The organism is Wolbachia endosymbiont of Anurida maritima, from assembly GCF_042182995.1.
Taxonomy (GTDB): Bacteria; Pseudomonadota; Alphaproteobacteria; order Rickettsiales; family Anaplasmataceae; genus Wolbachia.
In genome coordinates, this window is record NZ_CP102058.1 from 716,587 (window position 1) to 743,001 (window position 26,415).

Below are 26,415 nucleotides of genomic sequence, written 5' to 3' on the forward strand. Positions count from 1 at the left end.
CTTCTCATATCACTCCTTTATTCGTTGAAATAACAATTTTTCTTTTTGGCTTCACACCTGCTACTTTCAATTCAGCTTTAATTCGTTGTCTTAAATCCAATAGATCTTTTATCTGCACTTCTCCATACCTAACCACATGGTCACCATATGCAATCGATACTACTCTCTCGCCCGCTCTGAAGCTTCCTTGAATTGCTTCTTCTACTTGTGCTAAGTATTCTTCACTGTACATTTTTCTCGCTTAGCCACTTGCTCTTTCTCACTCTTTTTGACTTTTTNNAGCTTTCTGATTCTCCTACTAAACTTTTCCATTTACTCTCTGGCCAACGATCAATCCCCAGGGCAATAGATGCAGCTCTCGCATAAATCCTGCAATCTAGTACTTCATTTCGGTCTCTTATCTTTTGCCACTCTTGTTTGGTATACCCTTTTACTACCTTGGTAATTAGTTGCTCTGCTGTTAATTGTTTAAAGTACTCAGGTGGATACTCTGGAAAATGACAATACCCCGGCGCCCCTTCTGTTAAAACATTAAGTAATTGGAAAAGCTCGGACTTCAATATTGATACTCCAACTGGCCACAGCTTCATTCCTCTCTTTAACTTTTGTCCACTAACTGTTACATCTACTCTACTTGGGCTGCTAAGTGGCACTAGCGCTTTGTTTGCACCTTTTACTGCCATTANTCTCCCTGACCCTTGGTGACCTCTTACCCAGTTGTATACCTCTTGTGTTGCATACCCAGCATCAACCGCCATCATACTTATCATGTATTCAAGCCCNNCATTTTCACCGATAAAATGATGATTTAATAATTCCGAAAGTTTTCCCCATACTTCTCCACTTCCTGTATCACCTTCTAATACCTGGTAGTCTATTGACCAACTCTCACGACCCCTACCCCATGCTACTACTTCTGCTTCTAAGCGGTCTTTTTGTACATCAACCCCTGCCGTCAATACTATTTTTCCACTTTTTGGCACCATGCCTATCAGAAAATTTTCTCGACGCTCAAATAGTTGCTTCCAGTCTGGTACTTCTCCTTTATCTACCCAGGTTTCTCCGAGCGTGGTATTTATCCAAACTTTCAGTAATTGTTCATTTTCCTTTGCATGCAGATAATCTTCTACTGCTTGTTTCCAACTATACCAACCAACTGGGCTATACAAACTTGAAAAATGAAACCCTTTTTNTTCACCTTTTATTGCCCATTCACCTGTAGGCCTCCATTCACCTCTAGCTAGCATCTCTGTTTTCTGATGGTTTTCTATTTTGCCGTTACACTCTATACACACATAGTGCGCTGTATTTGGATTTTTATCTTGCCACTTTATTTGCGGCCATTTCAGCACCTGATAGTAATCACAATGTGGACAAGGAACAAAAAAGTATCGTTTGTCTGAACTCTCAAATTCCCTTTCTATTCTGCTTATTCCATGCACCGTTGGGGTTGACACCAAGAATATTTTTCTCCGCGTAAATGTATTAGTTCGAGCTATGCTGAGCAAAACTGGATCTCCTTCTCCTCCTGAATCTCCTGGATATGCATCTACTTCATCTAAAAACAGATANNTCTTTACCGGCATAGAGCGCAGACCCACTGGACTATTTGCACCTGTTACTACTACCGTTCCTCCAGGAAACTCTTTGCTCTGCACAGTATTGCCTGAATCTCTCGACCTTGGATCTTTTATTTTACTCCTTAAACATGGCGTATCTTCAATCAGTGGCGCAAATCTTCCCTTTGACCAGCGCTTTCCCATCTCTACTGTTGGCTGTACTACTAGCATTGGCCCTGGTGTTTGGTCAATTATATATCCTATCCAGTTATTCCCAGCTTCTGTTCCGCCAATTTGTGCTCCTTTCATGAATACCACTTTTTCAGCCGGTGAAGACGAAGATAGTGAATCCATTATTTCCTTAAGGTACGGCGTTCTCTCTGTTCTCCATTTTCCTGGCTCTGATGATGCTATCGTTGAAAGTTGACGATTTCTATCTGCCCACTCTGATACTTTTAGCGGTGGATCGGGCCTCAGTCCTGCATAAAAACTACTGCTATATATCATAATGCCATCTGCTGCAATTGTTGCACCTTCACATCACTAAGGAGAAAAAGAGGCACTTTTTGCCTGCAATAAGTATCTGCTGATGCCTTACTTAAAATTAGTATCACAATTAATATATGGGTAAGGCTTACTAAACCAATTAAGAGCTTCTTTAGTGACCTAAAATTGTATGTCTCATTGAAATCCTAACTCTTCTAAAGCTGTTCTGATTTCTTCAGTTAATGTCTCATGGATCTTTTCTGTGTCATTAATCGATGCCAGTAATGCTGATACTCTGTCTGGGATATTGAGGAGATTATTTCTTACCACTCTTGCAACATTAAATGCTTCGGTTTTTACTTCTTCTACTGAGATAAGTTCACCAATTTCGGCTTTTGCCTTTGCCTCCAGCAGTTTTCCCCGCTCCATTTCATTTTTTATCCGGGTTTTTAGCAGCATGGTAGAGAGCTCACTGGTGTTTCCCCTTTTTTCCTCAATTTCTCCACCTTTTCTCCTCAGTGGCTGGCTTGGATCTCTTATTGCTGCTACTGCTTCATTTGCTTGTTCTCTATTGATCAAACCATCCTCCAATTCAACGATTCCTTTCTTTACTAAATAACAGACGTATTGCTTTGAAACTCCCATTTNCTCTTGCCCATTCCGTCTGCGTTATTTTTTCCACCTTTCTTTCCCCTCTTTTTTTCCTTATTTCGCCTCTTACTGTCTTGATTCTTGAATTTGTGCAAAAGTTTTACCAGAACCGAANNAAAGGGTGGAATCTCTTCCTGTGTATACCTGCCAACGTTTTATCGTTACATCTACAAACCTGGGATCTAGCTCTATTGTTCTGCAGATTCTTCCTGTTCTCTCGCATGCAATTAGTGTACTTCCAGAGCCGCTAAATGGATCAAGTACTGTGTCTCCTGGTCTGCTGCTGTTTACTATTGCTCTTTCCATTAATTCCACTGGTTTCATTGTTGGATGCAGTGAGTTGTACGTTGGCTTATCATAAAACCAGAGATCACTTTGATTACGTCCCCCATGCCACTCACGTTTATTGCCGTTTTTCCAACCGTAGAGTATTGTTTCGTATTGTCTTTGATAATCAGATCTCCCCAGTGTAAAATGATTCTTTGCCCAAATGATGAATGTTGACCAACGACCACCTGCTTCTTCAAATGCTTTTTGCAAGGTCGAAAGCTCAGATGATGATGCACAGATGTAAATTGCCCCTTTGGTGTATGCTAAAATATTGGAGCAGATGTCATACAGAAAAAGTTCGTATTTTTCACCTTGATCATCGTTTAATATCTTCTTGTCTTCTCTCTCTTGACTGTCACCATAAGCTACGTTATACGGAGGGTCACACACGGTAATATCTGCCATTTTATCGTCTAATACCGCTTTAAATGATTCAACTAGACAGCTATCGCCACAGTAGATTCGATGACCGCCTAAAATCCACAGATCCCCTGGTTTCGACACTACTGACTTTTTTATCGACCAATTCCACCCCTCTTTTTCTCCTTTTTCTACTTCTTCTTTTCCATCAATGTTGTCGAGAAAGCGTTGAACTTTTTCTAGCTCAAATCCGGTCATTTTTAGGTCAAACTCCAAATCTTCTAACTCTTGGATTTCTACTTTTAAAAGATCATCATCCCACTTTGCCCAGTTAGCTGATTGATTTGCTAGTAACCGAAAAGCTTTGGTTTGAGCTTCATTTAAGTTATCACTGAGCACCACTGGAATACTTTCCATACCCAGTTTTCTTGCTGCTTTAAGCCTTAAATGACCATCAACCACAGTCCCATCGCTTTTTGCAACTATCGGAATACGAAAACCAAACTCCCGAATTGAAGCACACATCCTGTTTACTACATCGTCATTCTTGCGAGGGTTGCGATCATATTCGACAAGATTTTCAATAGGATAGTAGTGTATTGCTAAGTTCATATTAGTGTAAATTCTTAAAGTTAAAAAGTTAATAATCAAAATACCTCTGACGCTAGAGAGGGCCTGGGGTTTCGCGCCCAAACCCGCCAGCCTGGCTGAAAGGACCCACTTCCTATGTGCTATCTAGCATATTAAAATCTTTACTAAAATTATTAACACAAAACATCAACGCCAAAGCATCTGCTTCGTTATCATCTCGAGGTGAAAAACCTTTTTCACGTATCGCTTCAATAACTTCACTCTTGCTTGCATTACCTTTGCCTGCTATGAAACGTTTTATCGTCTTCACCGGAACACCTTTATATGGAATTTTTTCCCCCTCACACCAAGCAGCTAAAACGGCAAAGAAACCACCATAACAATGCGCAGCATCAGTTCCAAGATGTCTTCTTACTTCTTCAAAATAAACCGCAGTNNAGAACTTATGCTCCAAGGAATTAAGCCAATTACTAAAACTTAAAAAGCACATGCCACCTCCGCTGAAACGGCTACCATGAAAGTTTTCACTGCCACTTTGAATTACTCCATCTGTAAGAATTGCCCAGCCTGTCTGTTTGCCGAGGTCGAGTGTTAAAATTGACATATTCATTATTTAAAACTATGAGTAGCACCGATTCCCAAAATATCGTTTGGTTCCTTCAAAATACACTAGCAATTCATAGGTTTTTATAGGCCAACAACGAGAATCATGTGCTACTGCAGAAAGTTGTTTTCTTGTTATATATATTCACCAAAATTACGAAAACTGTTCACTTTTTTTTTGCAAAGGATAAAAACCTTGTTAAACTTGCCTGCAGGTTTGTTTTGTAACAGTAAGATTACTAAGGGTAGCTTTTATTTGAGTTTAGAGGCTATTATAGATGTTCTTTCGTAAGTAGTGATAAAGTTTTTTTCCCCTAAAGTCACATCTAGCTTTAAAACACAGTTTTTGCCTTATTTAAAAAAATATAAATTCTTAAGCTTACCAAATTTCCTTTCTACTAAATGTCTGTTTGTTAGTGGTAGGATTAACATTTTCTTGAAGCTCTCGTACTTAAAGCACATCTACCTCGTTGAAACAATGCCCTTTTATTATATATATACCGGATTTCTTACTACTTTTTCCGGGATTTTCTCAAAAATAATTTTAAATTGTCAAAAAAGATTCTTAATATCGCCTTGGTTGTTGTTAATTTACTTCTTGGCATTTTAGAGTGATTCATGTTAAACCATTTAAGATCTGAGTCTACTTAGGTTACAATACATGATTTTACACAATGTCTATTTACGGAAGAACATGGTGGGGTAAGAAATGGCTTCAATCTTTCAATGAAGTTGATTACGATAACCGCCTTTCACGTGGTAGAACTTATGCTAATACTGGTCGAGCTTTTGGTATTCAAATCAATGGCAATACAATTACAGCCAAAGTTAGTGGTTCAAGACCTCATCCATATAAAGTTAAAATAACACTCAATCAATTAAATTCATCAGCTATCCGTTGTATTATTGAAAATTCCCCCTCTATATTACCTAAATTAATAAATAAACAATTACCAACACTTTTGTTTGATAAACTTAACGACTCAGGTATTAAATTATTTCCTTCGAATTGGGAAGAAATGAACGCAAGTTGCAATTGTCCTGATTGGGCTATGCCTTGTAAACATATTGCTGCTGTAATTTATCTTATTGCTGCAGAAATTGATAAAAACCCTTTCGTAATTTTCAATATTCATAATTGTGACTTGTTGTCGCTGATTGATGATTTTGGAAATGGAAAATTAGAAAACATTCAAAGTATTCTAAAAATTAATGATCTATTTAAATCGTCTTCTAAAGTTAAAGTATATGACCAAGTAAACTTAAATGATATTGATCTATCGACTATTCCTAACTTTGCTAGCTGTATCGAAAATATCTTGACGAATAATCCACTCTTTTTTGAAAAAAATTTTCACAGTATTCTGCAAACAGCTTACAAGCATTGGCAAAAATATCCTACGGGGAAATCAGATTATTCTTTCTACTCTTCCAAGAAAAAGCTATCGGAAGAAGAATTGTTTACTACCAAATGGGTAAGTATTGAACACTGGCAAACATTTCAATTATTTATCGATGACCAATACCAACTTATTCAAGTAAACAATGGTATAGCTAATTCATTTATGCTCAGCGAAAGTGTTTCGAGGAACATAGCACAATTTTTAAACGATATTCCTATTTCATTACTGCACAAGCTTAATCCTGAACTTCGTTTCATGCATATGATTTCACAGTTTGCACGTACGCTCATGGAAAAATCAGCACTAGTACCACAAATACTACAAAATAAAAGAGGAGAATTCATAATTAGGTGGATCCCTGCGTTGTTTAATGAATCAGTCAAAGAAATTCATAGAAAAATATCATCTATGTGTCCACCTCTACTAATTCAATATCAGAAAACTTCTATAGAGCCTGAAGAACAGGTTAATATTGCAATTTCTTTAATCCTTTTGGGATACATGGCAAATAATTTTCCTGCAGCACTTGATAAGTATAGAGAAAAGAATACCTTTCCTTCATCAATGGACAAGTATAGAGACAAGCACATCTTTGCATTATTTTTTACTGGATCAGCATACAAGTTTAGTGAGTTTAGCAACAGAGAAATACCTCAAGCAATTAATCTCTGGTTATCACGGCTTTATTTAACAGATAAACCATACAAACTTTACTTAATGGTAAAAGATTATTATGAAAGATTTGAGCTTGATATACAGGTATCTTTAGATGATGGAAAGTCGATAATAAAGCTGAAAAAAGCATTGTCTAACTGCAGCACAAAACTGAGCATTTTATCTGATATGGGAATGCTGTCCGAATACATACCTGAGCTAGAAAGATCGATTGACGACAGCAGTAGATTACTGTTTAGCTTAGATGATTTTGCACCATTATTTTTAAACATCTTGCCAGTATTAAGAGCAATTGGCATTATAGTTATCTTACCAAAATCACTGGAAAAAATCCTAAAGCCAAAGTTGAGTCTTAATTTATCTGCTAAAGGCAAAATTGAAGAAGATCGAAAAAGTTTCTTAACGCTTGAAAAATTATTGAAGTTTGATTGGAAAATAGCGATAGGTGATAAAGAGATAAGCATTACAGAATTTAAAAAGCTACTGAAAGATTCTCGTGGACTTATAAAGATTATAGACCAATATGTGCTTTTGGATGATAAGGAGGTAGAAGCTCTACTGAAAAAATTTGATAAGTCACCTGAACACTTGAGTCAAGCAGAGCTGATGCAAGCTGCTTTAGGAGGTGAACTAGATGGAGCAAAGGTAGGACTTGACCAGCAGATTAAAAGCCTATTTGAAAAGCTTAACACTTATGTACCTGTTGATGTACCAAGCAACCTAACAGCACAGTTACGTCCATATCAAAAACGTGGATTTAGTTGGCTTGTGCAGAACATAGAAATGGGATTTGGTAGTATAATTGCTGATGACATGGGTCTTGGTAAAACACTACAGGTTATTGCAGCCATTTTATACTGTAAGAATGCAGGATTTTTAGATAAGGACAAAATTTTGATAGTAGCACCAACAAGCATATTAAGTAATTGGCAACGAGAGATGGAACGTTTTGCACCAGAATTAAAGCTTTTCATCTATCATGGACAAAATCGAGAATTGGCAAATGATTATGATGTAGCTCTCACATCCTATGGTCTTGCACGTCGTGATAAAAAAGAGCTTAACAGAGTAGGATGGTTTTTGCTCGTGATTGATGAAGCCCAAAATATAAAGAATCCCCACAGTGAACAGAGTAAAGCTATAAAAGCTATTGCAGCAAAAAACAAAATAGCAATGAGTGGTACACCTGTTGAAAATAGGCTACTAGAATATTGGAGTATTTTTGATTTTACTAATAAATATTACCTTGGTACTCCTAAGGAATTTAAAACTCGTTTTGCAACACCAATTGAAAAAGCGAGAGATAAAGTTTGTCTAGAGAGGTTCATGAAAGTTACCCACCCCTTTATGCTACGTAGGGTAAAAAGTGATAAAAGCATTATAGAGGATCTACCAGATAAAATTGAAAATAATCGTTATTGTTCTCTAACTCCAGAGCAAACAGCACTTTATCAAGAAGTAGTTAACACAACTATGAAAAAGATAGAAAGAAGTGAAGGAATTGAGCGTAAGGGTCTAATTCTTAAGCTTATCAATGCTTTAAAGCAAGTTTGTAACCATCCATCGCATTTTGGTAAGAAAAAGCGTGCAAGTATTGAACAGTCAGGAAAGATGCAGATGCTAGAAGAGATACTAGTAGGAATTAGCGAATTTGCAGAAAAATCATTGATATTTACCCAATACACAGAAATGGGTGAAATTATGGCTAAAATGCTTGAAGAAAGATTTAAGTCAATGGTGCCATTTTTGCATGGAGGTCTATCCCGTAAAGCAAGAGACAAAATGGTTAATGATTTTGAAAACTCATTTCAATCAAATATTCTCATAGTATCTTTAAAAGCTGGTGGAACAGGGCTTAATTTAACAGCAGCAAACCATGTAATACATTACGATTTATGGTGGAATCCAGCAGTGGAAGCACAAGCAACAGATAGAGCCTATCGTATTGGCCAAGAACGTAATGTTATGGTGTACAGACTACTTTCAACAGGTACTTTTGAAGAGCGTATTGATGAGATGATTCAAAGTAAGAAAGAGTTAGCAAATCTAACTATAAGTAGCGGCGAGAGTTGGATTACAGAATTTAGCAATAATCAATTGAAAGATTTGATCAATATAAGAAATGCTGTATAAAAAACAAGTTCAGCTATCCACTTCTTATCTTAAAAATGTAAAAAAAAACAACATTTGGCCTGCTAACACATATCTTATCGCATTCGGACTATTATAAGAAAGGCTATACAGAGTATGAATCTGATTTTGATGAATTAATTAAAGCAGGTGAGAAAATAACTACAACAAAAACCAGCTTGTAGTTGAGCTATCTGTGTTTGACATCTTGCTTTTATTTTAATTTCAAGGGGGGTGAAAAATTGTGTGCGCCAAGAAGTGCGTAAGGAACAGTTGGTGAAAATCCAACACGGGTAAAGCTTAGCCAGCAGCCTGGAACAAACCATTATGCTGCGTAAGGTAACGAGCGTAGTAAAGCTAATGGAATGGACAACATAGGGTGCAACGAAAGTGAAGGTATTGAGTCCCGTAATTCACGCGTCATGGGGGCCGACCATAAGTGTTGAAAGTATCAAAAATAACGTGATATGAGATGATCAACGGCATGTAAATTACCTCCCGACAGTAAAACAATCGAACGTATAAAAGAGTCATTTAGATCCAATGTGAATTGCAGTAATGCTATTTTGAACCCATGTAGATTATTTTTGATTTTATAAACAAGAAATAACAAAGCCGTAATAATAATCATGTAAATATACACCTTCATGCCATTCATAGTATGGCTTAAAAAGTGCTTATATCCAAGATTTTGCTTTATAAATTTAAAGAACACTTCTATATCCCATCTGCGCCTATATAGCTCTGTTACTTCATAAGCTGGCATTTCAAACAAGTTTGTCAAAAACCATATTTCATCTCCAATTTTATTTCTGATTTTTATTAGCCGTAGATCATGCTTTTCTGCCACTTTACCTCGTGCACGATAAAGATTAACTATTATATCTTCTAAAATCTCTGATCCATCCGATTTTTGTTCTCTTATAACTTTGTTCCTGCTTATAACATCATGTTTTCTTCCCACTTTAACTCTTGTGATAAATTTGTACTCCTTTTCATCAAATTCGGCAAAAGTTCCAACTTTTCTGATTCCTCTATCAAATAATAAAATATCCTCTTTTTCAACTTTAGCTTCATTAATTGCTCTCACTAATGCTATATCTTCACTACTTTCTTCTTGTCCTTTACAAAATCTTATACTTGTCGGCAATTGATCCTTTAATCCTACACTCACTTTAACTTGACTGTCGTTACTTTTACCGCCTATTTTTAGCCCATCTTTTATGAGATATCCCGATAAATTTATGATCGTCGAATCAAACTTATGTAAGTTATTTGATGTTTTTTGGGGTAATAGCTTTTTAATCTTGCTCATCAAATCAATATATACTCCCTTAAAATATTCTGGATTTATAACTTTTAACCTTTTTGACAAACCACTGTATGTTACTGTACTTTTATCGCTATTCTTATCCATTATACACCTGTTTATTACCATTTCTAGCGCTCTTAGGCTTGTTTTTTGCCCCATTAATATTAACTTCATTAGACCTTTAAATATAATCTTGCCCAACAATTTAGTATTACATTTATCTACTTCACTTAATTTTCCTAGCCTTTCTAAATCCTCATCTTTTATTAAATTTAGTACTCTTTCTATTTGATCCATTATTGCCTCCATTTTCTTGCAATAATAGTTCTTTATGTCTTTTTTGTGTTACTTTCAACACTTATGGGGCCGACACTTTACATTTGGTGGAAGGTAACATGGGTAATAACGCTAAGGCAAGATATTACTCACCCCATCGGGATCGAAGGCCGCGTCATGTGTTGAGATGGACCTTACGTGAACTTGGGAGATCCTTTGTATTCCTGTAAGGGTACTCTGGAACAAGTCAATAAAGGCGAGGACTGGAGGAAGATGCAAAGGAAGTCGGACTAACTGATAGTACTCGGAGTGTTGGAAAGCCACATACAAGGGGAAGCGGTTAGCAATATAGTGACTGGTATAGGGATTGCTATACCAATACAACAGAGATTGGAGGAGTATGCAAGGAAAACTAAACCAGATAGCAGTAAGGGCTAAGCAAGATAAACGAGTAAAATTTACATCGCTAGTTCATTTGATTAATGAAGAGAATCTTGCAGAGTGTTACAAGGAACTAAAACGCAACAAGGCTTGTGGTATAGATCGTGTGACAGTGGAAGCTTATGGAGAAAATCTAGAAGAGAAACTTAAAACACTAGTGGATAGTATGAAGAGAAAACAATATCAACCGCAACCAGTGAAAAGGGTATACATACCCAAAGCCGGGAGCAAAGAGAAGCGCGGCCTCGGAATACCATCAACTGAAGATAAGTTGGTACAGGTAATGCTAAAGAAGATATTAGAAAATATTTATGAAGCAAACTTTATGGACAGCTCGTATGGATTTCGACCAAGAAGAAATTGTCATCAGGCGATAAACGCTCTAGATAAAGCAGTTATGCACAAACCAATTAACTATATTGTAGAAGTGGATATCAAGAAGTTCTTTGATAATGTTCAACATAAATGGCTAATGAATTGTTTAAGGGAACGAATAGCTGACCCAAATTTATTGTGGTTAATAAAACGATTTCTAAAGGCAGGAATAGTCGAAGTTGGATGTTATAAAGCAACCGATCAAGGCACACCACAAGGTGGTATAGTAAGTCCTGTATTAGCTAATATATACTTACACTATGTGCTGGACTTATGGTTTGAAAAGAAATTTAAGCCAAAAGCCAGAGGATATATACAGCTAATAAGGTTTTGCGACGATTTTGTAGTTGGCTGCGAGAGGGAAGAAGACACAAAAGAATTTCTAAAATCACTGAAACAAAGACTAAGTAAATTTGGGTTGGAAATAGCTGAAAATAAAACAAAAATAGTAAAGTTTGGTAAGAAAGAATGGTATCAAGCAGAAAGAGAGAAACGTAGGACGGCTAGCTTCAACTTTCTAGGATTTACACATTATTGTGGAAAAAGTCGTAATGGTAAACTTATGATGAAGCAGAAAACTTCAAAAATAAGCCTAGCCAGAAAGATTAAAGAAATCAAAGAGTGGTTGAAGATGGTACGAAGTCGTATCTGTCTCAAAGATTGGTGGCAGAAACTTAAAGCCAAACTAACAGGACACTATAGCTACTTCGGAGTTAGCGGAAATTATCGGTGTTTGATTCAATTCTATCGACCGATAACAAAGCTAGCATTTAAGTGGATAAACCGACGTAGTCACAAGAAAAGTATGGATTGGGAACAGTTTACATACTATTTAAAAGTAAATCCACTACCAAAGCCAAAGATATATGCTTCTTTGTACACAGGTGCACTAGTGTGAACGCTGTATTGTGGAGCCGTGTGCGGGAAATCCGCAAGCACGGTTCTTTTGGGGGGACTATGATTAAGAGACCAAATCGCTGGTTTCAAGGTCATGAGTCTCTACCAGACCCCCTCCCTTTAGAAAGCCCTATATCTCTGCTTTTCATCTACCAATAATATAGTGGAAATCTTGTCTCCATTATACGTGATAAAATTAGAGACGTAAATAAATAAATTTCGATCTTTGTCTCCATTTTGAACTATTAAGCGGATTACGAGCTCTGTAGCTTCTGTTTCTTCTTCTATGGCAAAACTTTTTTCCTTGAGCTTCATCTACAATTTACTGGTTTCATTACTGAGAGTTTTGCAATTAACTGCTCAGAGGTTTTAAACAAAAGCTGTTCTACTGCCATCCACTGGTCCTTTGCTATATATATTCACTTAAATTACAAAAACTGTTCACTTTTTTTGAAAAAATATTTTACAACGAATAAAAAGCGTGATAGGGTATAATGAGGGTCTTTTTATAACAAGTAAAACTTTAAAGCAAGAAATAATTTAGAAATGCCTTGTAATCGAGTTTTAAGCTACCCTACATGAGCAACTTAGGTCTTAGTAGTATAATTGTACCCTGAAGTTGTAGAATCGCTTTAAAACGCAATTACGGGTCATTTGTTTTTTTTGAGCATTGTCTTTCATTTCTTTTATCAGATAACTTTGAAAGAGAGCTTTCCATAGCTTATTATTGTAGACTGGTTAATAAACGAACAGAGTAGTATGTTTTAAAGTCATACTACTATATTATTATTATATAATAATAGGAAATTTTGGAAACTGGAGACTGGTCAAAACCCCGCAATACTCCTAAGCTTTTTGCCACCTAAACCAGATTACAGCTCAGAAATCTGTCAACCCTTAAACCATTGAAAATCTAGCATTTTTTTACTACCAGAAAGTACCAGATCTCATAAACTGCATCAGATTCTGCCAAGACTGAAGAGTTCTGGAGTCTGAAATAATTGTAGCTGATGTAGAAGAGATCTAATTATAGTAAAGCCAAGTGTTTGAATCTTCAACTGGCATAATACTGCCATATTCTGGCGATTTGTAATCGGTTGGTAAAATCTTCTCATACACTGTAATATCCTTATTTAGTTGGTTTGTAACTTTCTTTTCCATATCCTCAACACAAAGTATTCCATATTTACTTCTTTCAGCATTTTTATCATTCCTGTTAAACTTAATGTAACCTTTTGCAGCAAGAACATCTATGCGTTCACGAATGGAGTTTTTACTACCAAGACCTGCTTTATTTTCAAATACCTCACAGAATGTATTGATTGTATATACTTTCCCTCTATTTCTCGCCTCGTCGTAAATTAATTGCAGTATAATATCATATCTACGAGAACGCTCTGCATCTAATTTTTGTCCATAATCTTTATGTATCAGTCTCTGTGACTCATAATCAAGTATGTGCCAGCAGTTATCGATTTTATCAACACATTTTGATGGAATAGCGTGACCATTACGTAATTCAAACATCAGTTGACGACTACTTTGCCGTTCATCTGGCTTAAACATTATCATTCCCGTAGTATAAAAGCTTCTTAACGAACCAGCACCGCTAAAACTCTGAAATGGATCTTCTTCTAATGATTTCTTTTGTATCTTTTTCGTGTGATGCACTAGAATAACTCCTGCATCTGGATTGACTAATGTCCTTAGCTTTTCAACTCTCTCTTGTAAGAGCATGTCTTCAAACTAAGTAGAAAGGAGTTAAGAAGTGTGTTATAAGATATATTTTAAATGTACCCAAGCGATATAAGTGACAAAGAATGGAAGATGATAGAGCAATATTTTGAACCTAAAAAGACCGGCAGACCAAGAAAACACAGTATCAGAACGATTATCGATGCAATAAGGTATGTGATGAGAACAGGCTGTCAATGGAGACAACTACCTAAGAATTTTCCACCATGGAAAACCGTGTATAGTTGTAATTCGCGTTTAAAAAAAAGTGGAATATGGCAAGAAATTCATGATTTTCTAGTTAAAAAACTAAGAAAGATAATTGGTAAGAATGAAACTCCATCAGTAGGAATAATTGACAGTCAATCAGTAAAAACCACTCAAAAAGGGGATCCAGAGGATATGATGCTGGCAAGAAAGTAAAGGGTAGAAAACGCCACATCGTTGTAGATACTCTAGGTCTTGTAATTGCTGCTGAAGTACACAGTGCAAGCATTCAAGATCGTGATGGTGCACTAAATCTTTTTGTTCAAGCCAAATGCAAAGCTCCAACATTACGTAAGTTTTTTGCTGATCAAGGATATACAGGTAAATTGCAAAACCGCTGTTTATTGGAAACTGGATGTTTGTTGACGATTACCAAGAAAGTAGTTGATACAGGATTTCAGGTTATTCCTAAACGTTGGATTGTTGAGAGAACCTTTGCTTGGCTCTCCAATTTTAGACGTATGAGTAAGGATTATGAGCATTCTCCTCTCACTTCAAAAAATAACATCTTTTTTTAATATGATCACTATTATGCTTCACAAATTAGCTCATTCTTGAGTTTGAAGACATGCTCTAAGAAAAAGAGCATTGCATTATTGTCATTTTCACTACCATTATCACCAGCATCAAAAATATTACGCAGTGGATCAATAGCAATAACATCAACTGTGTTTGAACCAAATGACCTTTCTATTTCAGCAACAACCTCATCCATACTATCGTCGTTTAAAAGCATCTTTACTTGTGGCGTAATTATCAAATTATCTGCAGCAAACTCTATCAATTCCTCACTAAGTTTTAGTTGTTGTACCCGTTCACGCATATAATGGTAACCAATTTCAGTCTGAAGATAGAAGATTCTTAAAGGTCTCTTAGGCACCATATCAAGGAATGAAACTCCAGATGCCATATGGAAGAGCCAAGAAATAAGAAAGTCACTTTTTCCTACCTTAGAGCATGTCTTCAAACTCAAGAATGAGCTAATTTGTGAAGCATAATAGTGATCATATTAAAAAAGATGTTATTTTTTGAAGTGAGAGGAGAATGCTCATAATCCTTACTCATACGTCTAAAATTGGAGAGCCAAGCAAAGGTTCTCTCAACAATCCAACGTTTAGGAATAACCTGAAATCCTGTATCAACTACTTTCTTGGTAATCGTCAACAAACATCCAGTTTCCAATAAACAGCGGTTTTGCAATTTACCTGTATATCCTTGATCAGCAAAAAACTTACGTAATGTTGGAGCTTTGCATTTGGCTTGAACAAAAAGATTTAGTTGCACCATCACGATCTTGAATGCTTGCACTGTGTACTTCAGCAGCAATTACAAGACCTAGAGTATCTACAACGATGTGGCGTTTTCTACCCTTTACTTTCTTGCCAGCATCATATCCTCTGGATCCCCTTTTTGAGTGGTTTTTACTGATTGACTGTCAATTATTCCTACTGATGGAGTTTCATTCTTACCAATTATCTTTCTTAGTTTTTTAACTAGAAAATCATGAATTTCTTGCCATATTCCACTTTTTTTTAAACGCGAATTACAACTATACACGGTTTTCCATGGTGGAAAATTCTTAGGTAGTTGTCTCCATTGACAGCCTGTTCTCATCACATACCTTATTGCATCGATAATCGTTCTGATACTGTGTTTTCTTGGTCTGCCGGTCTTTTTAGGTTCAAAATATTGCTCTATCATCTTCCATTCTTTGTCACTTATATCGCTTGGGTACATTTAAAATATATCTTATAACACACTTCTTAACTCCTTTCTACTTAGTTTGAAGACATGCTCTTACAGAAACAAACATATATATCTCAATTTAAAAAACAATTTCACAATTTGATCAGCAGATAAACCTATTATTTGCAAAATAATATCAATAGGAATTCCCCCTTTTACTAAATCCCTTCCAACTTTAATCCTTTCTACCTCTCTTACTTTCTCCTCACAAATCCGTATCTCTTCAAACAAAGACTTTATTAGTGCATACCGTAGTTCTTGGCTCTCAATTTCTTTGTATTCTTTAATCAAATCAGGTAGCTCATTTTTCACTTTACTCCCTTCCTCTATTAGNNTTAAGAGATCCGTAATATTAATCGATAACGCCTCTGCCATTTCATATAATTTATCAAGTGGAACAGCAGTCCTTCCTTGCTCATAGTTGCTTATTTCGTGACGGGTTGTACCCATTTTCTCTGCTAAATCCTTCTGAGTATATTCCCGCACTAGTCTCCATTCTTTTATCTTTTTTCCTATTTGGCAGTATATAGAACCTGTTTTTTCTTCAATATACTCATCAGCAGAGAGGCCAATTGCTTTTGCAACAATGTCAACAGAAACTCCTGCTTTAACCAAACCCTTTGCAATTTTTATTTTTTCCGATTTTTTACTACTTTTCTCACTAACTTGGACAAATTGGGTTAACAAACAAAACATTCTACGTAACTCCTGATCATTAATCTTTTTATATTCTCTTATTAGGTTCAGTATTTCTCCTTCTCCCTCATCTTCAAGACAGCTTTTNNCTTTTGATATAGGAATAAGATCCGTAATACTGATTGACAGTGCCTCAGCTATAGCATATAACCTTTCAATTGGAACTCTACGATTCCCTTTCTCATATTGAAATATCACCCAGTATTTTACACCAATTTTCTCAGCTAAATCTTTCTGAGTATACCCTCGCTCCAACCTCCAACTTTTTAATTTTTCTCCCACTTTATAATCTAGACTTTNTTCCACAAAAAGAACCATACATATAATATTTTATACTATAGCTCAAAGGCTCCAGATATAATAGCCAGACTCTGGAACCTTTAAAATTAAAGTGCCCTACAAGTTTCTTTACTATTTTCACGTACTTTGTCTGCCCACGAAAACAATTTTTCACTTACTTCCTTCTGCTTTTCACTCAATATGCCACATCTAGTGAAATTACCTCTTTCTACCACTTCCTTAAGCTTNNTCACTCCCCCAAAGAGGCAATTTTTTCCAATTTCTTCGCCTCTTTTTTGTAACTCAGCCCACATTTCCTTGTTTTCTACTCTGACTTGTACTTGATCATATTTTTTTACATCGTGGTACAATATAACATTTAGCTTACCAATGCTTGTAGGAAATTCCAATATAATCGAGCTTCCATCTGACATATCAGTATAGTTTCTTATATCTCCTTTCTCGCTTTTAACCTCTACTGCATTATTGCCCATTCTTAAAATTAAACCTCTGTTTGCTTCCAGTATTTTGGCTACCTCTACCTTGCTATCATCAGAAAATTCTATATATGATGTTGTATTATCTGCTTCCACATCTATCAATTCCCCTTCTTGAATAGCGCTTTCACCAATTTTTCTCAAATCCTCAAGCTTCTTGTCTATATGAGGCTGAACTTCTGGTTGTAGCTCATTATAGATTTCACCTATCAATTTATTCTCCAATAAAGTATCATGAAACTCTGCACCGCTTAGCATTAATTTACGTATTAGCTTTTTACGATCAGCCTTATCAAATTTATGAAAATGTGTACCTAATACTACATACTCTGCAAAACTCCATTCCCCGTCATCACATGCATTTATTCTTGCTCCTGAGGCTAGTACTTGGTCTATAGTTTTGTGCAATTCATTTACGTTTTTTGCCTCTACCACAGCACTCTTAAACCAGCTCAACTTTTCGCTTTCGCTTGCACTTGGCTTTATTTTTTGCAAAGCTGAAGTAAATGGATTTAAATCTTCTGCTTGATCATTTAAAGGTTTTGTGCCATATATGTAGTCAAGTCCTTTCCCATAGTTGATTTTGTTTTCGCGAACTTCTCTACCAGGGAAAGGTCCTATTTCTTGAGGCTTTTTAGCCTTATTAATTTTGCTTACAAAAGTAGGCTGCTGGCTAGTACGACCAATTCCTACAATAGCATTTAACATCTCACCTTTTGATAATTTATCAAGATCAACGTTTAACTCGTAAACACCTCCTTTTTTGTCATCAAAAGGTACAATTATCTTATTACGTTCGGTAGAAGTCATAGTCCTATCCCCCTTGATTGAGTTTTGCTTCTATAACTCCCCCACAAGAACCGTGCATGCAGCTTTCCCGCACACGGCTCCACAATATTAGCGTTCACGACATACCTCCTGTGTATATAAGGAAAAACATATTTTTGGTTTTGGTGGTGGATTGACTTGTGTATAATGCATAAATTGTTCCCAATTCATGCTCTTTTTCTGGCTACGTCGGTTTATCCACTTAAACGTTAGCTTCTTTACTGCCCAATTAAACTTATTGAGCCATCGATAATTTCCGCTAATCCCGAAGTAGTTATAGTGTCCTCTTAGTTTGGCTTTGAGTATTTGCCACCAGTCTTTGAGACGAATAAGATTCCGAACCGCTTTCAACCACTCTTTGATTTCTTTAATCTTTCTGGCTAGGCTTATTTTTGAAGTTTTCTGCTTCATCATAAGTCTGCCATTTCGACTTTTCCCACAATAATGTGTAAATCCCAGAAAATTAAAGCTTTCCGTCTTTCGTTTCTCTCTTTCTGCTTGATACCATTCTTTCTTACCAAACTTTACTATTTTTGTTTTATTTTCAGATATTTCCAAACCAAACTTGGCTAATCTTTGTTTCAATGATTCTAGAAATTCTTTAGCGTCTTCCTCACTTTCACAGCACACCAGAAGGTCATCTGCGTACCTGACTAGCTCCATATACCCCTTAGATTCTTGTTTTACTTCCTTTTCAAACCATAGATCTAGTACATAGTGTAAATATATATTTGCCAATACAGGGCTTACTATTCCTCCCTGAGGTGCTCCTTGTGTGGTTGCTTCATAATGTCCAGCTTCGATGACTCCAGCCTTAAGAAATTGCTTTACTAGCCACAATAAATTTGGGTCAGATATTCGTTCCCTTACGCATCTCATCAGCCATTTATGTTGCATATTATCATAGAACTTCTTGATATCCACTTCTACAACGTAGTTAATTGGTTTGTGCATCACTGCTTTATCTAGTGCTTTGACTGCTTGATGACAGCTTCTACCAGGGCGAAAACCATACGAATTGTCCAGAAAGTTTGCTTCATAAATATTTTCCAATATCTTCTTTAACATTATCTGTACCAACTTTTCTTCTGTTGATGGTATTCCGAGACCGCTCTTTTCCTTGCTTCCAGTTTTGGGTATGTATACCCTTTTCACTGGTTGCGGTCGGTATTGCTTTCTCTTCATACTATCCACTAGCGTTTTAAGTTTCTCCTCTAGGTTTTCTCCATACGCCTCCACTGTCACTTGGTCTGCACCACACGCTTTGTTACGTTTTAGTTCCTTATAACACTCTGCAAGATTCTCCTCATTGATAAGGTGTATCAGCGATGTAAATTTTACCCGCTTATCTTGCTTCGCTCTTACCGCTATCTGGTTTAGTTTTCCTTGCATATTCCTCCAATCTCTGTTGTATCGGTATTGCAATCCTCATTCCAGTTGCTATATTGCTGACCGCTTCCCCTTGTATGTGGCTTTCCCACACTCTGAGTACTATCAGTCAGTCCGACTTCCTTTGTATCTTTCGTTGGTCCTTGCCTTTGTTGACTTGTTCCAGCATACCTTAGTAGGAATACAAAGGATCTCCCAAGTTCATTTAGGCTCCATCTCAATACATGATACGGCCTCGGATCCCGATAGAGTGAGTGATAACTTGCCTTATCGTTACCCCTCATGCTGTCTTCCACCACATGAACAGTGTCGACCTCTATAATGTTGGCAATTTCGGAACTCAATACCTTTACTTTCGTTGCACCCTGTATTGTCCATTCCATTAGCTTTACTACGCTCGTTACCTTACGCAGCATAATGGTCTGTTCTAGGCTGTTGGCTAGACTTTGCCTAGGTTGGATTTTCACCAACTGTTTTCTAAACGCTTCCCTTGGCGCACTCATGTCAAACCTCCATTTTTTTATATCAATTTATTACTTTTTTTTCGGTTTGACACACTTTTTTGAACCATACGCGTCAAGTTAAGGAAAGAAGGTATAAAAAAAAGACAGAATAATAAGGTATAAGTTCTCCCAAATATGTTTTTAGTGAGAGAACCAATGATGAATAAGATAACTTGCCTATCAAATAACCTCAACAAATTTTTTAATAAAAGGGCAGATGAGGTATCAATTGAAACAGGATTTATAAAAAGGAAGAGAAAACTGAGCGGTTCATCATTCATAAAAGCTATAATTTTTGGCAATATAGGAATTGAAAATTGCAGCATAGATGCAATGTGCCAATTATTAAATGAAGAATCTGTAGTAATAACGAAACAGGGTTTAGATTTTAGGTTTACTAAAGAAGCAGTGGAGTTTATGAAAAGAATGTATAATGAATCTATGGTTTTATTTAACAATACCTTGCAAGTTGATTGCAGAATATTGCAGCAATTCAAAAGCGTCAAGTTATTGGATGTAGCTATATTAGCCTGCCTAACAGTATGGAAAACATGTATAAAGGGTATGGCACTAGTTACAGTGGTTATGAAAGTAATACTAGATCTGGAATAAAGTTGCAATTGGTTTTTGATTACCTAAATCAAACGTTAGACCAACTTAACATAACAGAGGGAATAAGGTCAGATCAAGGATATAGAAAACATTTAAGCAATATATCGAACAATGATTTGATAATATCTGATCTAGGTTATTTTGTACCAAGTTCTTTCAAACAAATTGATGAAATAGGGGCTTATTTTATAAGTCGTTGATACCAACATATATGATATAGAAACAGGTCAAAAAATAGAGTTATTGGAATGTTTAGAGGATAAATTGTTTCTAGAAAGTGAAGTATTATTGGGAAAAGAGGCAAAGATTAGAGTAAGAATTATATGTCAAAAGCTAACTGAAGAACAGTCTATGGCTAGAAGAAGGAAGGCTACTAGATTAGCGAAATCACATGGATACACATCTTCCAGAAAGAACCAAAAGTTACTGAGTTGGTCAATATTCATAACTAATGCTCCAGATAGAAAAATGAGTGCTGAGCAAGTATTAACAATTTACAGGGTAAGGTGGCAAATTATTTAAATTATATAAGAGCCATATAAAGCTTGATGAGCTAAAAGGAAAGCCATACAGGGTACTATGTGAATTATATGCTAAATTGTGTGCAATTCTTATATTCCATGGAATGGTTAGTTGTACAGAACTGGAAAAAAATACAGAACTTAGCTTAACAAAGGCATTTATTGAGTTCAAAAGGCGGGTTAGAGGGTTACTTTTGGCACTAAATAATAAAATTAATAACTTGAAAATTTTCCTTAAAAAGCTTACCAAAACTTGGTCTCAATTTTCATTGAAAGACAAGTATAGGAGAACTAGAGTGTCCACCTTAACTTCCCTAAATTTGCTCACAATCTCTTAACTTGACGCGTATGGTTTTTTGAACATTCCCGCAAATTCACTAAAACCAAGGGTTCATTTACCAGCACAAATGCCTTGTACAAACAGGTATATTGTGCTATAAAAAAGGCAGAGCAAAATTGGACTATGGCTATACCTAATTGGGCTTTAACTATATCTCAACTTGATATCTTCTTTCCCGGCAGATTGAAAATTGAGTTGAACTAAAAATGCGATTTGACACACTTTTTTGAACATTCCCTAGGAGTATCAATATGTATAATCAAAGTAGGATTTCAGATCTACATCAATGGCTTTTATATTGCCTTCGATTGCTGCTTTTGCTACTCTGTTTACTGCTTCATGCGCTTTTCTCTTGGGTCTATATCCATATCTGAAAGTCAGATTCGAATATTGGTTCAATTATTAGCTTTAGTGCGCTTTGCACTATTCTATCCCGAATGCAGGGTATGTTCAACGCTCTGAGTTTTCCTCCAGCTTTTGGTATTTCCTTTCTCCGGTTCCTATTTGAGCTATAGGTCTTGGTTATTAATTCGTGTCTTATTTGTTGGAGATACTTCTCTAAACCTTCTGCTTCTATCGATTCGAATGTCACCTTATCAACTCCTGGTGCTCCATTACTCTTCTTTGTTAGCTTATATGCTTCTTCTAGTGTTTCCATTTTGCAGACATGAACGTAGATTCCCCAGAATCGCCATTCCGGTTCTGCCTTCGCTTTGGTATATATCTTTCTTCTCAGGTCTTGTAATTTTGTTGGCATTTTTATCATTTTTACCTTTGCCTCCCCTTTGTTAAAAGATTTCTACTAGTAGGGTGCCTTTGCTCCATGAGCGTTACCTCACTTCTTAACTACTACGCACCCATCCGCCACCCTTTCATCTTCGGTTCATTTCCTGTGTCCAGTTATAGAACCTACCGCTCCAAGGTATTTCTCCTTGGGATGAGGAGGGCTTCTCCAGTTGTTTAATATGCCCTTATCGCCATGCTATCACTATCGCCCCGCCAAAGTAGATCAGTTGTATCATTCGGGTTTCAACTGTCCATGTTGCCTTCACCATTCCACCGATGGTTCGACCTTTGGTTCACGTTACTTTCGAGGTCACCTGTGTGTTCGCTTTCGCTACAGCCTGGTAATTCACCATTATTCTTACAATAATGTTGTCGGTAGGCTCCAGCATCTTGGTTTCCCTTAATACTGCTACCCTAGTTACAGGACTCCGACTTTTATCCTGGTAGGTTTCACTCCTACTGAACATATTCTCCTTCTCTGGACACACGATGGAATTTAACCATCACGAAATCGCGACCTCGGATCGCACTTCTCCACTTCCTGTATCACCTTCAAATACCTGGTAGTCTATTGACCAACTTTCTCGCCCATGCTTCTACTTCTACTTCTACTTCTACTTCTACTTCTACTTCTACTTCTACTTCTACTTCTACTTCTACTTCTACTTCTACTTCTACTTCTACTTCTACTCCTTCTTTTTCCCTCCTGCCGTCAATACTATTTTTCCACTTTTTGGCACCATGCCTATCGGAAAATTTTCTCGACGCTCAAATAGTTGCTTCCAGTCTGGTACTTCTCCTTTATCTACCCAGGTTCTCCGAGTGTTGCAAACTTTCAGTAATTGCTCATTTTCCTTTGCTATGCATTCCACTGCTTGTTTCCAACTATACCAACCAACTGGACTATACAAACTCGATAAATGAAACCCTATTTTTGCCCCTTCTTTTGCCCCTTCACCTGTAGCTCTCCATTCTCCACGGGCTAGCATCTCTGTTTTCTGATGATTTTCTATTTTGCCGCTACATTCAGTGCAGACATAATGTGCTGTTCTTGAGTCACTATTTTCCCATTTTATTTGTGACCACTTTAGAACTTAATAGTAATTACAATGCGGACATGGTACAAAAAAATATCTCTTATCTGTTGCTTCAAATTCCTTCTCAATTCTGCTTATTCCATGAATCGTTGGTGTTGATACTAAAAAAATCTTTCGGTAGTCCTCAACAACTCATGATGAGGTTGTAGTGATGGACGAAATTCCAAATGGCACCTATATGGTTGCTTAAACTCTTGGAAAATGACAAAGTTTTTCTGACTAAACCTTTGCCACATTGTGCAATTAAACCGCTCTATATAGACCAGAGTGTTTATAAACTTGAAGTATTGCTGGAAAATTTGCAGTATAAGAGTCTAGTTTATCAGAAATAAAAGTAGCATTCTTGCTATATGCTTGTTTTGAAATAGTTTAGCTGCATCTTCACTGCCTCAACATGTAACCCAATTATCTGTCTGGTTCATTGCCAACCACACTTTTTTTGTCTTCTTACCAACAAAACTCCACATTTCGTCGCATTCTACTACTATTTTACGTTTGTTGGTATTGACTCTATATGGCTCCTCAATTTTTTTTTACGTTGTTGTATTTTTTATTTACATAATTTTGTAAATGGGTTTCTGAGATTGCTGTAACTCTTCCGCTATAGAAATTCTTTCAACTATCTACTAAATTCCATTCTTCCTGTGTAATATACTTTTTCTTTGCATTTTCCACGAATTGCTTGCCACATTCTTTGCATTTATATTGTTGTTTTCCGCTTTTCAACTTACCGTTCTTAACGCACCTGCCGCTGCACTTAATACATTCCATTCTAGTATAATATTTCTTACCTTATACTAGCTTTTTTTCCTCAAGATATATTTATATCATGAGTTGTTGAGGACTATCAATTTCTCCCCTTCCAACTTTTCTATTTCTTTATATCTCATACCTTTAAATATGTGATTTTATACTTCTTTTCCCTTGTTTGTCAATTTTGAAAGAAGTCTAATAATAAATGTATATTGAAATACAGCAATAATTACGTTAGTTTAAAGAATAGTTTGATTAAAGGATAATTGTGCAAGAAAAAGATAAAAAATTAGCTTCTGATATTCTAAAAGAGGTTGCAGATACCAATAACAATAATAGCGATAAAGTAACTTTGTTTGACATTAAAACAGCTTTGCATGAGCGCGGTTTTGGTATTTTAATAATCATCTTCTCCTTGCCGCTATCGGTGCCTATACCGGTTCCACCTGGTTATACAACTATTCTTTCTATACCTTTAATCTTATTCTCGCTGCAGCTTTTATTTGGATTTGATTCTCCTTGGATGCCCAGTTGGCTAGAAAGAAGATCTTTTCAGCGTTCAACACTAGCTCTTGTGGTGGAGAAAACTTCTCCAGCATTAAAAAAAATAGAAAAGTTCATGAGACCAAGAATATCTTTTATTTTCTATGGGCCCGGTGAAAAGATTTTAGCTTTTGTAATGTTGCTTTCTGCATTATCGATAGCTCTTCCATTGCCTCTTACCAACTTTATTCCTGCAATTGGTACGACTCTTATTTCACTTGGTATTATGAGTAAAGATGGGTTTCTATCCATATTGGGAGTTTTAATATCATTGTGTGGGCTATTGCTTACTCTTGTTGTAGTAGTCAAAGGGCCACAACTTATCATTGGGGCATTTTCTTTTCTCAAAAGCTTCGTATATGGTTAGGCTTTACAACACCTTAACAAAAAAAAAGGAACTTTTTACACCAATTGATAAAGATCATGTGAAAATGTATGTTTGCGGACCAACAGTATATGACACAGCACATATAGGCAATGCACGGTCTGTTGTTGTGTATGATGTGTTATTTCAGCTACTTAAGTTTTGTTATGGCAAAGTTACCTACGTGCGTAACATAACCGACATTGATGATAAGATAATTAATGCAGCAAGTGAGAAAAATAGCAACATAGAAAGTATAACCACATATTACATTAAAGCTTTTCATGATGATATGGAAAGCATAAATTGTAAAAAACCAACATACGAACCAAAAGCAACGGAAAACGTAGATTATATTATAAAATTAATTGAACATTTGCTGCAATCAGGCCACGCTTATGAATCTGACAAACACGTGTATTTTAATATAGAATCTTACCATGAATATGGTGCTTTATCAGGNAAAAAAACTGATGAATTGGTTCCAGGTAGCAGAGTTGAAGTTAATGAAAATAAAAAGCACCCGGGAGATTTTGTGCTGTGGAAGCCTGCAAGTGATATTGACTACAAACTTTCAAGTTATTGGGATAGCCCATGGGGAGAGGGCAGGCCTGGATGGCATATAGAATGCTCAGCAATGTCATATGCTTACCTTGGCAAAGATTTTGATATTCATGGTGGCGGCATAGATTTACAATTTCCTCACCATGAAAATGAAATTGCACAGAGTAAGTCTGCATTTGCTGGATCAATGTTTGCAAAATACTGGATACATAACGGCTTTCTTACAGTAAATGAAGAAAAAATGAGCAAGTCCTTATTTAATATAGTCAAAGTAAGAGATTTGCTAGATAGTGGAATAAAGGGTGAAGTAATACGCTATGCACTGCTCAAAACTCACTACAGAAAACCACTTGATTGGACCGAAAACGTTATTTCTGATGCACAGGAAACCTTAAATAAATTTTATCGGTTATCACGTGGTTTAGATACAATAAATATATGAAAGTAACGCAGAGATTTCTAAAGATTTTATAGACGCTTTAAAAAACGACTTAAACATTCCTGAAGCCCTAGCTATATTACATGAAATGGCTGCAAAAATCAACAAAATGAGTAATGAAAGTGAAAAGCTTAAATTAACTAAGAGTTTTGTTAAGAGTGCCAGATTTATTGGTCTTCTTGAGTCAAGTTATCAAGAGTGGTTTACTGCTGGTGTGAGTCATCAAGAAATAGAGAGGTTGATAGACTTAAGAAAAATTGCANNAAAAAAAAATAAAAATTACGATACTGCAGACAAAATAAGGGATCAGTTGAAACAAATGGGGATTACAATTTCTGACAATGAAGATGGTACAACAACCTGGTAAA

At 36.2% G+C, this 26,415-nt stretch carries 21 protein-coding genes and 5 pseudogenes; 8 read left to right on the plus strand and 18 right to left on the minus strand.

Annotated elements, in window-relative coordinates:
- Positions 1-4: 4 nt before the first annotated feature.
- From NOX90_RS03985 to NOX90_RS04005, 5 genes and pseudogenes are all read right to left on the minus strand, one after another.
- Positions 5-232 (minus strand): hypothetical protein, encoded by a 228-nt coding sequence (locus tag NOX90_RS03985; RefSeq protein WP_375603633.1) that lies wholly within the window; start codon positions 230-232, stop codon positions 5-7.
- Entirely contained in the window at positions 222-2,066 is a 1,845-nt protein-coding gene (locus NOX90_RS03990; protein ID WP_375603634.1) for a phage terminase large subunit family protein, read from the minus strand. Before NOX90_RS03990 ends, NOX90_RS03985 begins: the two co-directional genes overlap by 11 nt.
- 174 nt (positions 2,067-2,240) lie before the next feature.
- Positions 2,241-2,727 (minus strand): annotated as a pseudogene (locus NOX90_RS03995) (hypothetical protein).
- 35 nt (positions 2,728-2,762) lie between these two features.
- On the minus strand, positions 2,763-3,998 hold the full coding sequence (locus NOX90_RS04000) for a DNA modification methylase (protein ID WP_375603635.1): 1,236 nt from the start codon (positions 3,996-3,998) through the stop codon (positions 2,763-2,765).
- A 112-nt stretch (positions 3,999-4,110) separates the two neighbouring features.
- A complete protein-coding gene (locus tag NOX90_RS04005; protein WP_375604602.1) occupies positions 4,111-4,581 on the minus strand; it encodes a Holliday junction resolvase in 471 nt (156 codons plus the stop codon).
- 673 nt (positions 4,582-5,254) lie between these two features.
- On the opposite strand from NOX90_RS04005, the gene NOX90_RS04010 reads away from it, so the two are divergent.
- Positions 5,255-8,791, plus strand: a complete 3,537-nt coding sequence (locus NOX90_RS04010) for an SNF2-related protein (RefSeq protein ID WP_375603636.1) — start codon at positions 5,255-5,257, stop codon at positions 8,789-8,791.
- Positions 8,792-9,239: 448 nt separating this feature from the next.
- On the opposite strand, the gene NOX90_RS04015 is transcribed toward NOX90_RS04010, so the two are convergent.
- The gene (locus tag NOX90_RS04015) at positions 9,240-10,409 is read right to left on the minus strand and encodes an IS4 family transposase (protein ID WP_253303197.1); all 1,170 of its coding nucleotides are present in this window, start codon (positions 10,407-10,409) and stop codon (positions 9,240-9,242) included.
- Between the two features lie 367 nt (positions 10,410-10,776).
- Here NOX90_RS04015 and ltrA (NOX90_RS04020) point away from each other — a divergent pair, with 367 nt between their 5' ends.
- Positions 10,777-12,090: a group II intron reverse transcriptase/maturase gene (ltrA, locus tag NOX90_RS04020; protein WP_375603637.1), complete on the plus strand. Its 1,314-nt coding sequence runs from the start codon at positions 10,777-10,779 to the stop codon at positions 12,088-12,090.
- Positions 12,091-13,112: 1,022 nt separating this feature from the next.
- On the opposite strand, the gene NOX90_RS04025 is transcribed toward ltrA (NOX90_RS04020), so the two are convergent.
- Entirely contained in the window at positions 13,113-13,826 is a 714-nt protein-coding gene (locus NOX90_RS04025) for a hypothetical protein (RefSeq protein WP_375603638.1), read from the minus strand.
- Between the two features lie 54 nt (positions 13,827-13,880).
- Between NOX90_RS04025 and NOX90_RS04030 the strand changes: the two genes are divergently transcribed.
- Together NOX90_RS04030 and NOX90_RS04035 are read left to right on the plus strand one after the other, a co-directional pair.
- Positions 13,881-14,246 (plus strand): transposase, encoded by a 366-nt coding sequence (locus NOX90_RS04030; protein ID WP_375603639.1) that lies wholly within the window; start codon positions 13,881-13,883, stop codon positions 14,244-14,246.
- A 17-nt stretch (positions 14,247-14,263) separates the two neighbouring features.
- Positions 14,264-14,608 (plus strand): transposase, encoded by a 345-nt coding sequence (locus NOX90_RS04035; protein WP_375604603.1) that lies wholly within the window; start codon positions 14,264-14,266, stop codon positions 14,606-14,608.
- A gap of 11 nt (positions 14,609-14,619) precedes the next feature.
- On the opposite strand, the gene NOX90_RS04040 is transcribed toward NOX90_RS04035, so the two are convergent.
- The 8 genes from NOX90_RS04040 to NOX90_RS04075 all read right to left on the minus strand — a co-directional run bounded on the left by NOX90_RS04040 (position 14,620) and on the right by NOX90_RS04075 (position 19,941).
- Positions 14,620-15,057 carry an AAA family ATPase gene (locus NOX90_RS04040; protein ID WP_375603640.1) on the minus strand — a complete coding sequence of 146 codons (438 nt, stop codon included), beginning with the start codon at positions 15,055-15,057 and terminating at the stop codon, positions 14,620-14,622.
- 2 nt (positions 15,058-15,059) lie between these two features.
- Complete coding sequence (locus tag NOX90_RS04045) at positions 15,060-15,416, minus strand: transposase (RefSeq protein ID WP_375603641.1); 357 nt, start codon at positions 15,414-15,416, stop codon at positions 15,060-15,062.
- Complete coding sequence (locus NOX90_RS04050) at positions 15,322-15,519, minus strand: transposase (RefSeq protein WP_375604568.1); 198 nt, start codon at positions 15,517-15,519, stop codon at positions 15,322-15,324. The genes NOX90_RS04045 and NOX90_RS04050 overlap by 95 nt, the downstream gene beginning before the upstream one ends.
- Positions 15,462-15,827: a transposase gene (locus tag NOX90_RS04055; protein WP_375603639.1), complete on the minus strand. Its 366-nt coding sequence runs from the start codon at positions 15,825-15,827 to the stop codon at positions 15,462-15,464. Before NOX90_RS04055 ends, NOX90_RS04050 begins: the two co-directional genes overlap by 58 nt.
- 60 nt (positions 15,828-15,887) lie before the next feature.
- Positions 15,888-16,850, minus strand: coding sequence for a helix-turn-helix domain-containing protein (locus NOX90_RS04060; RefSeq protein WP_375603642.1), 963 nt, complete (start codon positions 16,848-16,850; stop codon positions 15,888-15,890).
- Positions 16,851-16,918: 68 nt separating this feature from the next.
- The gene (locus NOX90_RS04065; protein ID WP_375603643.1) at positions 16,919-18,118 is read right to left on the minus strand and encodes a hypothetical protein; all 1,200 of its coding nucleotides are present in this window, start codon (positions 18,116-18,118) and stop codon (positions 16,919-16,921) included.
- Positions 18,119-18,205: 87 nt separating this feature from the next.
- A complete protein-coding gene (gene ltrA / locus NOX90_RS04070; protein WP_375603644.1) occupies positions 18,206-19,528 on the minus strand; it encodes a group II intron reverse transcriptase/maturase in 1,323 nt (440 codons plus the stop codon).
- Positions 19,513-19,941: a hypothetical protein gene (locus tag NOX90_RS04075; RefSeq protein WP_375603645.1), complete on the minus strand. Its 429-nt coding sequence runs from the start codon at positions 19,939-19,941 to the stop codon at positions 19,513-19,515. Before NOX90_RS04075 ends, ltrA (NOX90_RS04070) begins: the two co-directional genes overlap by 16 nt.
- Before the next feature lie 246 nt (positions 19,942-20,187).
- Between NOX90_RS04075 and NOX90_RS04080 the strand changes: the two are divergent.
- A pseudogene (locus NOX90_RS04080) lies at positions 20,188-21,499 on the plus strand (IS4 family transposase).
- 29 nt (positions 21,500-21,528) lie between these two features.
- Positions 21,529-21,705 (plus strand): annotated as a pseudogene (locus NOX90_RS04085) (IS256 family transposase); the annotation flags it as partial.
- A 154-nt stretch (positions 21,706-21,859) separates the two neighbouring features.
- Here NOX90_RS04085 and NOX90_RS04090 read toward each other — a convergent pair.
- The 3 genes and pseudogenes from NOX90_RS04090 to NOX90_RS04100 all read right to left on the minus strand — a co-directional run bounded on the left by NOX90_RS04090 (position 21,860) and on the right by NOX90_RS04100 (position 24,155).
- Positions 21,860-22,258, minus strand: coding sequence for a hypothetical protein (locus NOX90_RS04090; RefSeq protein WP_375603646.1), 399 nt, complete (start codon positions 22,256-22,258; stop codon positions 21,860-21,862).
- A 556-nt stretch (positions 22,259-22,814) separates the two neighbouring features.
- A pseudogene (locus NOX90_RS04095) lies at positions 22,815-23,501 on the minus strand (terminase gpA endonuclease subunit); the annotation flags it as partial.
- A gap of 498 nt (positions 23,502-23,999) precedes the next feature.
- A complete protein-coding gene (locus NOX90_RS04100) occupies positions 24,000-24,155 on the minus strand; it encodes a hypothetical protein (RefSeq protein ID WP_375603647.1) in 156 nt (51 codons plus the stop codon).
- A 250-nt stretch (positions 24,156-24,405) separates the two neighbouring features.
- On the opposite strand from NOX90_RS04100, the gene NOX90_RS04105 reads away from it, so the two are divergent.
- On the plus strand, positions 24,406-25,047 hold the full coding sequence (locus NOX90_RS04105; RefSeq protein WP_375603648.1) for an exopolysaccharide biosynthesis protein: 642 nt from the start codon (positions 24,406-24,408) through the stop codon (positions 25,045-25,047).
- Positions 25,040-26,414: pseudogene (gene cysS / locus NOX90_RS04110) on the plus strand (cysteine--tRNA ligase). The gene NOX90_RS04105 and the pseudogene cysS overlap by 8 nt, the downstream one beginning before the upstream one ends.
- Position 26,415 lies beyond the last annotated feature (1 nt).

Bases quoted from the DNA above. Each gene is read 5' to 3' on its own strand.
- NOX90_RS03985 (WP_375603633.1), bottom strand. From the start codon at position 232: ATGTACAGTGAAGAATACTTAGCACAAGTAGAAGAAGCAATTCAAGGA.
- NOX90_RS04010 (WP_375603636.1), top strand. From the start codon at position 5,255: ATGTCTATTTACGGAAGAACATGGTGGGGTAAGAAATGGCTTCAATCT.
- NOX90_RS04015 (WP_253303197.1), bottom strand. From the start codon at position 10,409: ATGGAGGCAATAATGGATCAAATAGAAAGAGTACTAAATTTAATAAAA.
- ltrA (WP_375603637.1), top strand. From the start codon at position 10,777: ATGCAAGGAAAACTAAACCAGATAGCAGTAAGGGCTAAGCAAGATAAA.
- NOX90_RS04025 (WP_375603638.1), bottom strand. From the start codon at position 13,826: ATGCTCTTACAAGAGAGAGTTGAAAAGCTAAGGACATTAGTCAATCCA.
- NOX90_RS04030 (WP_375603639.1), top strand. From the start codon at position 13,881: ATGTACCCAAGCGATATAAGTGACAAAGAATGGAAGATGATAGAGCAA.
- NOX90_RS04055 (WP_375603639.1), bottom strand. From the start codon at position 15,827: ATGTACCCAAGCGATATAAGTGACAAAGAATGGAAGATGATAGAGCAA.
- ltrA (WP_375603644.1), bottom strand. From the start codon at position 19,528: ATGCAAGGAAAACTAAACCAGATAGCGGTAAGAGCGAAGCAAGATAAG.
- NOX90_RS04075 (WP_375603645.1), bottom strand. From the start codon at position 19,941: ATGCTGCGTAAGGTAACGAGCGTAGTAAAGCTAATGGAATGGACAATA.
- NOX90_RS04090 (WP_375603646.1), bottom strand. From the start codon at position 22,258: ATGCCAACAAAATTACAAGACCTGAGAAGAAAGATATATACCAAAGCG.
- NOX90_RS04100 (WP_375603647.1), bottom strand. From the start codon at position 24,155: ATGGAATGTATTAAGTGCAGCGGCAGGTGCGTTAAGAACGGTAAGTTG.